7 protein-coding genes are annotated in these 9,102 nt (G+C 59.1%); 1 reads left to right on the top strand and 6 read right to left on the bottom strand.

Translation table 11 applies throughout. The features are described 5' to 3' along the window. Window positions 1-104 precede the first annotated feature (104 nt). Entirely contained in the window at window positions 105-452 is a 348-nt protein-coding gene (locus HBN79_RS23380; protein ID WP_178089949.1) for a hypothetical protein, read from the bottom strand. A gap of 369 nt (window positions 453-821) precedes the next feature. Next, window positions 822-992, bottom strand: a complete 171-nt coding sequence (locus tag HBN79_RS23375) for a hypothetical protein (RefSeq protein WP_165446481.1) — start codon at window positions 990-992, stop codon at window positions 822-824. A 270-nt stretch (window positions 993-1,262) separates the two neighbouring features. Between HBN79_RS23375 and glgB the strand changes: the two genes are divergently transcribed. Beyond that, on the top strand, window positions 1,263-3,494 hold the full coding sequence (gene glgB, locus HBN79_RS23370) for a 1,4-alpha-glucan branching protein GlgB (RefSeq protein WP_169917287.1): 2,232 nt from the start codon (window positions 1,263-1,265) through the stop codon (window positions 3,492-3,494). Between the two features lie 72 nt (window positions 3,495-3,566). Here the strand turns inward: glgB and HBN79_RS23365 are convergent, their stop codons facing one another. The 4 genes from HBN79_RS23365 to malQ form a co-directional block, all read right to left on the bottom strand. After that, complete coding sequence (locus tag HBN79_RS23365) at window positions 3,567-4,370, bottom strand: endonuclease/exonuclease/phosphatase family protein (RefSeq protein WP_095002370.1); 804 nt, start codon at window positions 4,368-4,370, stop codon at window positions 3,567-3,569. Between the two features lie 94 nt (window positions 4,371-4,464). Further along, window positions 4,465-6,618, bottom strand: coding sequence for a glycogen debranching protein GlgX (gene glgX / locus HBN79_RS23360; RefSeq protein ID WP_169917286.1), 2,154 nt, complete (start codon window positions 6,616-6,618; stop codon window positions 4,465-4,467). A 137-nt stretch (window positions 6,619-6,755) separates the two neighbouring features. Then, window positions 6,756-6,983, bottom strand: coding sequence for a DUF2934 domain-containing protein (locus HBN79_RS23355; RefSeq protein WP_095002372.1), 228 nt, complete (start codon window positions 6,981-6,983; stop codon window positions 6,756-6,758). A 26-nt stretch (window positions 6,984-7,009) separates the two neighbouring features. After that, window positions 7,010-9,091, bottom strand: coding sequence for a 4-alpha-glucanotransferase (gene malQ, locus HBN79_RS23350; RefSeq protein WP_169917284.1), 2,082 nt, complete (start codon window positions 9,089-9,091; stop codon window positions 7,010-7,012). Window positions 9,092-9,102: the final 11 nt, after the last annotated feature.

Raw genomic sequence — 9,102 nt, 5'->3', positions numbered from 1 at the left:
TCTTTTCGGTCACTTGTTTGACCGCCTGGATTTTGAATTCTTCGGGATATCGCTGGTTGCTCATGGCACCTCCTAATGGGCCTCATTTTAAGGCTTGGAGGTGTCTACGAAACTAGGGGCGATTCAGAGTAAGCGATGAGTTGCGCTATCAGGAACACTGCTCTGGCGTGTGGCGTATAAATGAATGAACGGATGAAACCACTTTCTCGACGGCCAATGATATAAAAAGAAAATCCAAAGAACGCTACGCTTGAAGATATATAGGCATAAAACCATGCGGTGACAGCGCTGTAATCTTGATTGAAATTATCGTCTCCTTTCGAGTAGATCAGCAGATAGAAGACAGCACCGGGCGACAGTAATATCCAGAACAGTGCAGTCGGTTCCTTGAGCTGTTCCTTGATAAAAATCATGGCCAGTTGAAAGGCTCGAGATCCTGTATTCTTGTGCATGTGGTACCTGCTAAGGGAAGGGCATCCTTGTAGATTTAATACCTGCCTTAAAGTTTGTCAAAAATATGCACATCTTGTTTAAGATTGCTCCTACAGTGGTCGTATAGTTTTCCCTGTGGCTTATTAAGACTTTCTGAAACCTTTGCGATGATCTTGTTTCATTTGCGTGAGGGCTTTTATATGCTTCGCCTGAAAATATTAAAAAATTTCAAATGTTTGTGAATGTTTGTTTGTTTTTGGTAGGGCCTGTTTTAAAGAATACGTGTAAGCCCACTCTGTAGTACGGGTATGACTTTTTTTCAAAAAAAGGGACGAGCGGCATGCTGTTTGAATGTGCGCTGCCATACCGCTCCTTGTTAATTGCCGTAATTAGAACTTTTCAGTCTTTACCTTTCGCGGCACTTGCTCACAGGGCGGGTCACCCATGGGTTGCGGGTCACGCTCGGGCGGCTCCTGTTGCGGTTGTGGCCCGGGAACGGGCGGCAAAGCTGGCTGGTCGATATTGGGGTCAGGGGTTTCAGGTGCAATGGGGATACTCATCACGATGACCTCTCGGTGGCGGGATGTAGAGGGCTGTCGGACGGTTGACCGTGTGATGGCAGGTTTGATTCCGCTCACGTGACCGACGGCGCACTGCGCTGCGCGTACCGCAATATTTGCATGGGTTTTGCATAAACCAAGGGTAATTAGCCCTCACGGGGTGCCCCACAAGAGCTAGTCTTGGTGGGACTGTGGATTCAGGACATAGGCCAAGTCGAAGACCGAAACGTATGCACAGGCATGCACAACCTTTACCAGACGGAGAGCAGCATGAGTTCGAGCATGGATACTGGTAAAGGTAAAGACTCGCTGTTACCCGCCCCTACGGACATCGACGCACTGACCAAAGCCGAACACCCCGATCCGTTTGCGGTGCTGGGGCCTCACGCCGATGCTGCAGGCGGGCAGTTTGTCCGGGCTTTTTTGCCCGGCGCGGTCAGTGTCAATGTACTCGCCAGGGATACCGGTGAAGTACTCGGGCGCCTTGATGACGCACAAGTCACCGGCCTTTTTGTCGGGCATTTCACACAGGCGCGGCCGTACTTGCTCCAGGTTGATTGGGGCAATGCCGTGCAAACCAGCGAAGATCCTTACAGTTTTGGTCCGTTGTTGGGTGAGATGGACTTGTACCTGTTTGCCGAAGGCAACCACCGTGATTTAAGCAGCTGCTTCGGGGCGCAATTGCTGGAGGTTGATGGCGTGCCGGGGGTGCGCTTTGCCGTGTGGGCGCCAAATGCGCGGCGGGTGTCTGTGGTAGGCGATTTCAACGGCTGGGATGGCCGTCGCCACCCCATGCGCCTGCGCCACGCCAACGGCGTGTGGGAGCTGTTTGTGCCGCGCCTGCAGGCGGGCGAGGCGTACAAATACGAAATCCTTGGCGCCCACGGCATCTTGCCGCTCAAGGCCGACCCTGTGGCGCTGGCCACTCAGTTGCCGCCTGATACGGCGTCGAAGGTGGCGTCACCCCTGGCCATCGACTGGCAGGATGGTGACTGGATGCAAGCCCGTGAGCAGCGTCAGCGCCGTGACGCACCGTTGTCAATTTACGAGTTACATGCAGGGTCATGGCAGTGCGAGACCGATGATGTTGGCGACATCGAGCGTCAGTACACCTGGCCCGAGCTGGCCGAGCGCCTGATCCCTTACGTGCAGCAACTGGGTTTCACCCATATCGAGCTGATGCCGATCATGGAACACCCGTTTGGAGGCTCCTGGGGCTATCAGCCTCTGTCACAATTTGCGCCGACGGCCCGCTATGGTTCGCCTGATGATTTTGCCGCGTTCGTCAATGCCTGTCATATGGCCGGTATCGGTGTGATCCTGGACTGGGTACCAGCGCATTTTCCCAACGATACCCATGGGCTGGCGCAGTTTGATGGCACGGCACTGTACGAATACGCCAACCCTCTTGAAGGTTTTCATCAGGACTGGAACACCCTGATTTACAACCTGGGCCGTACCGAAGTGCATGGTTTTATGCTTGCCTCGGCCTTGCACTGGCTCAAGCACTTTCATGTCGACGGGTTGCGCGTGGATGCGGTGGCGTCCATGTTGTACCGCGACTATTCGCGCAAGGCTGGTGAGTGGGTGCCCAACCGGCATGGCGGGCGGGAAAACCTCGAAGCGATAGAATTTTTGCGCCATCTCAATGATGTGGTTGCCTACGAGGTACCAGGCGCGCTGGTGATTGCCGAAGAGTCCACGGCCTGGCCCGGCGTCAGCGAGAGCACCGATCAGGGCGGGCTGGGGTTTTCCTACAAATGGAACATGGGCTGGATGCACGATTCGCTGCATTACATCCAGCAAGACCCGGTGTACCGCGCCCATCATCACAACGAACTGAGCTTTGGCCTGGTGTACGCCTGGACCGAGCGCTTTATCCTGCCGATCTCCCACGATGAAGTGGTGCACGGCAAACACTCGCTGATCGACAAGATGCCCGGTGATCGCTGGCAGAAATTCGCCAATCTGCGTGCTTACTTGAGTTTTATGTGGGCACATCCGGGTAAGAAACTGCTGTTTATGGGCTGCGAATTCGGCCAGTGGCGTGAATGGAATCATGATCAGCAACTGGACTGGTATTTACTGCAATACCCCGAGCACCGGGGGGTGCAAAAACTGGTTGGCGACTTGAATCGTTTGTACCGCGAGCAGCCAGCGCTGTATGAGCAGGATGATGTATCGCAGGGTTTCCAGTGGTTGATTGGCGATGACGCAGCCAACAGCGTTTATGCGTGGCTACGCTGGAGCAAGGACGGTTCGCCCTTGCTGGTGGTGACCAACTTTACCCCGGTGCCGCGCGAAGGTTATCGGATCGGTGTGCCATTTGCCGGTACCTGGCAGGAGGTTATCAACAGTGATTCGGCGATCTATGCCGGTTCCGATTATGGCAATGGCGGCGGGGTGGTGACCCAGGAGGTAGCCAGCCATGGTCAGGGCGTGTCGCTGGGCTTGAATCTGCCGCCGCTGGGGGTACTGATATTGCGGCCGGTGACGGGGTAGAGCAACAGCGCCCTCACCCTAGGCCTCACCCTCGGGAGAGGGTTGGGGTGAGGGCAGGCGGGCACCTCGGTATTACAGATGCACCTCAACCGCCAACGGTAAATGATCCGATAAATGGCTCCACGGCTTATTGCCAAGGATCTCTGGATTATGGCTGCGGGCATTGCGCAAGTAGATACGATCCAGACGCAGGAGTGGCCAGCGCGCGGGATAGCTCTTGGCCACTTGGCCGTGATGGCGCTCAAACACCTCATGCAGGTCGTCACGCTGGCGCAGGGCAGCGTTGCCTTGCTGCTTCCAGTCGTTGAAGTCACCGGCAATGATCACCGGCTCATGGGGCGGCAAGGATTTGAGCAGTTGGTTGAGCAACACGATCTGCAGTTGGCGATGGCTTTCCAGCAGGCTCAAATGCACGCAAATGGCATGCACATTGTCATGCCCTGGCACATCCAGCACACAGTGCAGCAAGCCGCGCCGCTCAGGCCCGGTGATCGACACATCGAGATTGCGCGAAGCTTTGATCGGGTACTTGGACAACAGGGCATTACCGTGATGACCGTCGGGGTAAACGGCATTTTGCCCGTAGGCAAAGTCGCTCCACATGCTGTCGGCGAGGAATTCGTACTGTGAGGTGGCAGGCCAGTCTTCATAACGTGAGGCGTGCTTGCCGTGCTCGCCGAGCACTTCCTGCAAAAACACCAGATCGGCACCGGTGCTGCGCACGGCTTCGCGCAGTTCGGGCAGGATGAAGCGGCGGTTGAAGGCGGTAAAGCCCTTGTGTGTATTGACCGTCAGCACCTTGATTCGATGCACGGCAGGTGCTGTTGCCGGGGTGGCAGATAAAAGTGTGTTGCCGACAGCTTGTTCGGTAGGCATGGTCACTCCTCTGTCAGGGGCAGTTTCAAAGCGGCAAGTTACAGTCACAGCTTGCCGCTTTTTATGGGGGTGCACTTGATGTTTATCAATACATTCACGACACCTCGGTGTGTTGCAATTCAAACAGCACCAGCGAACGCCCGGTGACATTGTAGGGTTTGTTGAAGGGCAGATGCTGCGGGCCCTTGATGCTCGGGTCAGTGGTGTCGAGCCGGCATGACCAGCTGATGCCGTGGGGCACTTTGGGCAGGTTGAAGTTGACCGGGTCGTGGTTGGCATTGACCACGATCAGCAAGGTGGCATCAGCGCCGGCGCGCTGCACCCCGGATACCTGCGCCCGGCCATCGAGCAGCATGCCCATGCACCGGGCCTCGGCGTCCTGCCACTGTTCGGTGGTCATCTCGTTGCCATCGGCGGCCAGCCAGGTCACGTCCTTGTACTCGGGCGTGTCAACGGAGTGCCCCACCAGGAACAGGCCGCGCCGCAGGATGGGGTACTGCATGCGTAACTTGATCAGGCGTTTGACAAAGGCCAGCAGGGATTTGCCGGTCTTGTCCAGTTCCCAGTTGATCCAGCCGATTTCGCTGTCCTGGCAGTAGGCGTTGTTGTTGCCGTGCTGGGTGCGGGCGAATTCGTCGCCGGCCACGAGCATCGGCGTGCCCTGGGCCAGGAACAGGGTGGCCATGAAATTGCGCATTTGGCGCTGGCGCAAGGCGTTGATTTCGGGGTCGTCGGTGGGCCCTTCAACGCCGTTGTTCCAGGAAATATTGTTGTTGCTACCGTCCTGGTTGTTTTCGTCGTTGGCCTCGTTATGTTTATCGTTGTAGGACACCAGGTCGTGCAGCGTGAAGCCGTCATGGGCGGTAATGAAGTTGACCGAGCTATAGGGCCTTCGGCCCCGGTGGTTGAACAGGTCGGCCGAACCGGTCATGCGCCCGGCAAATTCAGCCAGTTTGCCTTCGTCGCCTTTCCAGAACGCGCGCACGGTGTCGCGGAAGCGGTCGTTCCATTCCGCCCAGCCGGGCGGGAAGCCGCCGACCTGGTAGCCACCGGGGCCACAGTCCCAAGGTTCGGCAATCATTTTTACCCGGCGCAACAGCGGGTCCTGGCGACAGGCCACCAGAAAGCTGTGACGTTCGTTGAAGCCGTCGTGATAGCGCCCCAGAATCGTCGCCAGGTCGAAGCGGAAACCGTCGACGTGCATCTCTCGGGCCCAATAGCGCAGCGAGTCAGTGACCATCTGCAAGACGCATGGATGGCTAAGGTCCAGAGTGTTGCCGGTGCCGGAATCGTTGATGTAGTAGCGCTTGTCCTCGGGCATCAGGCGATAGTACGAGGCGTTGTCGATGCCGCGCATGGACAGGGTCGGACCTTGTTCGTTGCCTTCGGCGGTGTGGTTGTAGACCACATCCAGAATCACCTCGAGGCCGGCCTTGTGCAGGCGCGCCACCATCTCCTTGAACTCGGCAATCTTGCCGCTGGCCAGATAGCGCGGGTCGGGGGCAAAAAAAGCGATGCTGTTGTAGCCCCAATAATTGGTCATGCCTTTTTGCAGCAGATGCTGGTCATTGACGAAGGCATGCACCGGCAATAGCTCGATGCTGGTTACGCCCAGGTCGGTGATGTGCTCGACCACTTCATCGATCATCAAGCCGGCAAAGGTACCACGCACCGCATCCGGCACGGCGGGGTGGCGCATGCTGATGCCGCGCACGTGGGCCTCGTAGAAGATGGTGCGTTCCCAAGGCACGCTCAAGCGGTGGTCATGACCCCAGGTGTGCGCCGGGTCGATGACCTTGCACTTGGGCACGAAGGGCGCGCTGTCCCGTTCATCAAAGCTCAAGTCGGCATCCGGGTGACCGATGGTGTAGCCAAACAGGGCCTCGGACCACTTCAGTTCACCCACCAGCTGTTTGGCGTAGGGGTCGATCAGCAGTTTGTGGTGGTTGAAGCGATGGCCATTTTCCGGGTCGTAGGGGCCATGCACGCGATAACCGTAGACCTGCCCGGGATGGGCGTCCGGCAGATAGCCGTGGAAGGTCTCGTCGGTGTACTCGGGCAGCTCGATACGCTCCAGCTCGACCTCGCCTGCGGCATCGAACAGGCACAGCTCGACCTTGGTGGCATTGGCCGAGAACAGGGCAAAGTTGACGCCCAGGCCATCCCAGGTGGCCCCAAGGGGGAAGGGCAGCCCTTCGCGGATGCGCAAGGGATCGCCAGTGGGCGGTGCTGACGTGTGTTTACTCATGACCTGCTCCTGCACAACCGGATTTTTGGGTGTAGGTGGCCTGTGGGGGCGGGCTTGCGATTGCACTTCTGCGGTTCAATCCGTTGGCCGGGTTGAGGCAATCGCGAGCTGGCGCTCCCACAAGGGGGAAGGTGGACTCAAGACGAGGCAGGCTTGCGCGGTGCCCGGGGCTTTTTCTCGCCAGCAGGTTTTGCTGCGGCCTTGGCCTTGGTGGCCTTGGGGGCTGCCTTGGAGGGGGCCAGGGCTTGTGCCTGGGCCAGTTTATGGGCCATTTCCCAGTGGCGCGCCTCCTGGCCCTCCGGGCGACCTTCAGACTCCCAGATCTGATAGGCAAATTCACGAATGTGCTTGTCGTCATTACTCATGGTGAAGCTCCTTGCTCATGGGTGATTTAGCGGTCTCGCTCGTGGGCTTGCTGGCGGGCGCAGGCCAGCAGTTCAAAACGTTGAGTGGCATCGATGGCGTCCAGCAAGGTATTGCCGTCGCCCGGCAGACGTCGGCACCAATTGGGGTGGCCGCTGACGGTGCCGGGCAAGTTGGCTTGCTCCTCGAGCCCCAGTGCATCTTCGATTGGCAGCAGTACCAGCGGCGCACGGGTGTGCCCCAGATAACGGATGCTGGCGTCCAGTGTCGGGGCGTTGCCCTGGGCTTCTTCCTGAAAGTTTTGCGGATCCAGGCGCAAAGCCAGGTCCAGGCCTTCGCACTCGCGCTGACGGCTTTCGCGCCAGTGGTGTGCAGTGACCGGGTCAATCAGGCCCAGGCGTTCATTCCAGTCGATATCGCGTCCGTGCAGCCAGCCGGTGAGTGTCGGCAGGTCGTGGGTGCTGGTGGTGGCCAGGGCATCGTCCGGCCAGTCCAGAATCGGTTTGAAGCGCGCGCCGTAGTCCTGCTCGAACAGCAGCACGCGAATGCCCAGGATTGCCCGCTCGCTGAGCTTTTCCCGCAGGCCGTCAGGTACGGTGCCGAGGTCCTCGCCCAGCACGATGGCCTGGTGGCGCACCGATTCAAGGCACACCAGGCGCAGCAGGTCGTCGATCGGGTAATACAGATAGGCGCCTTCATCGGGCGAAGCCCCCAGGGGTATTACCCACAGGCGCTGCAAACCCAGCACATGGTCGATGCGCAGCCCGCCAGCATGGGCAAAATTGGCCCGCAGCATCTCGATAAAGGCACGAAAACCATTGCGCTTCAGGCCTTCGGGGGAAAACGCCGAGATGCCCCAGCCCTGGCCCGCGCGGTTGAGTGCATCGGGTGGTGCGCCCACGGTCAGTTGCGCCAGCAGTTCATCCTGGCGGCACCAGGCCTGGCTGCCGGCACCATCGGCACCCACGGCCAGGTCGGCGATCAGGCCGATGGCCATGCCGCTGCTACGCGCCGTGGTCTGGGCCCGGTCCAGGCAGCGGGCGATCAGCCATTGGCAAAAGGCGTAATAACCGATGAGCGCCTGGTGCCCCTCGGCAAACCGCAGTAGCGCCGGGCTGTCCGGGTTGCGCCATTGTTCGGGCCACTCGCGCCAGTCGAAGCTGTGATGCCCGGCCACACAGGTTTCCTGCAGGGCCTCAAAGCGGCAGTGGTTTTCCAGTGCTTCGCCACCCAGCTCGCGAAAGTGATTGAAGTCGGCCAGCAGCGGGTGTTCGTCCCGGGCAAAGTCGTTGTAGAGCTGACGCAGCAATGTCTGTTTGGCCAGGGTTGCGGCTGGCCAGTCGATCAGCGGCAACTGTTCAAGGCGTTGCAGTTCGTCTCTCAGGCCTGTGGCTTCAATGGCCCTGTGCAGTGCCTCCTCGCCAAGGATACTGGCGGGTGCTGCATACAGGCTGTTGAGAAACAGGCGACTGGAAGGTGAGTACGGGCTGTAATGTTTGGGCGCGCTGCTGAACATGGCGTGCAGGGGGCTGATCGCCAGCGCATCGGCGCCGCGCTCACCCACAGCCTGCAGCAGGGTTTCGAGTGCCCGGGTATCACCAAAGCCGCCGTCGCCGTGGCGCCGCAATGAGTACAGTTGCACGCTGACACCCCATGCCCGTGGCGCTGCCTGATGCAGGGCATCGCCGATACTGAAGCACCTGGCCGGGGCCACGGCCAGGGTGAACTGTTGATCTTCCAGCTGCACCCGGTGGTAGCCGACGGGGATCATGCCCGGCAACATGGCGTCGGCATCCAGCTGGATTGGCAACGCATCGCCGTTCTCCAGATGCACGATGCACTGACTATGGGCGTGAAAGTAGCGTGACAAGTCCAGGGCCTTGCCCACGTCTGCCGTGAGCAAGGGCGGCAGGCGTTTGTTCTGCTGCTCCAGTTGCAGGTTGAGCAGACTGGTTTCGATGGCTTCGGCGCTGTCGGCGGGCAATCCCAGCCCCGCCAGAATGGCCTCCAGCACCTGTGGCCTGACCCTCTGTGGCTGGCCGTTGGCATCAATCCAGTCAACGGCCAGTCCGGCCCGGCCGGCGAGTACTTCAAGTTGCGCTTCGCTCATTGGCGGTTCCC

It is taken from the genome of Pseudomonas sp. WS 5051, assembly GCF_012985715.1.
Taxonomy (GTDB): Bacteria; Pseudomonadota; Gammaproteobacteria; order Pseudomonadales; family Pseudomonadaceae; genus Aquipseudomonas; species Aquipseudomonas bubulae.
Note: the sequence above shows the minus strand (reverse complement) of the source record. Positions and strands in the feature narration are given on the sequence as shown.

What these genes read in the sequence shown, in the direction of transcription:
- HBN79_RS23380 (WP_178089949.1), bottom strand. Translation starts at nt 452, where the DNA reads ATGCACAAGAATACAGGATCTCGAGCCTTTCAACTGGCCATGATTTTT.
- HBN79_RS23375 (WP_165446481.1), bottom strand. Translation starts at nt 992, where the DNA reads ATGAGTATCCCCATTGCACCTGAAACCCCTGACCCCAATATCGACCAG.
- glgB (WP_169917287.1), top strand. Translation starts at nt 1,263, where the DNA reads ATGAGTTCGAGCATGGATACTGGTAAAGGTAAAGACTCGCTGTTACCC.
- HBN79_RS23365 (WP_095002370.1), bottom strand. Translation starts at nt 4,370, where the DNA reads ATGCCTACCGAACAAGCTGTCGGCAACACACTTTTATCTGCCACCCCG.
- glgX (WP_169917286.1), bottom strand. Translation starts at nt 6,618, where the DNA reads ATGAGTAAACACACGTCAGCACCGCCCACTGGCGATCCCTTGCGCATC.
- HBN79_RS23355 (WP_095002372.1), bottom strand. Translation starts at nt 6,983, where the DNA reads ATGAGTAATGACGACAAGCACATTCGTGAATTTGCCTATCAGATCTGG.
- malQ (WP_169917284.1), bottom strand. Translation starts at nt 9,091, where the DNA reads ATGAGCGAAGCGCAACTTGAAGTACTCGCCGGCCGGGCCGGACTGGCC.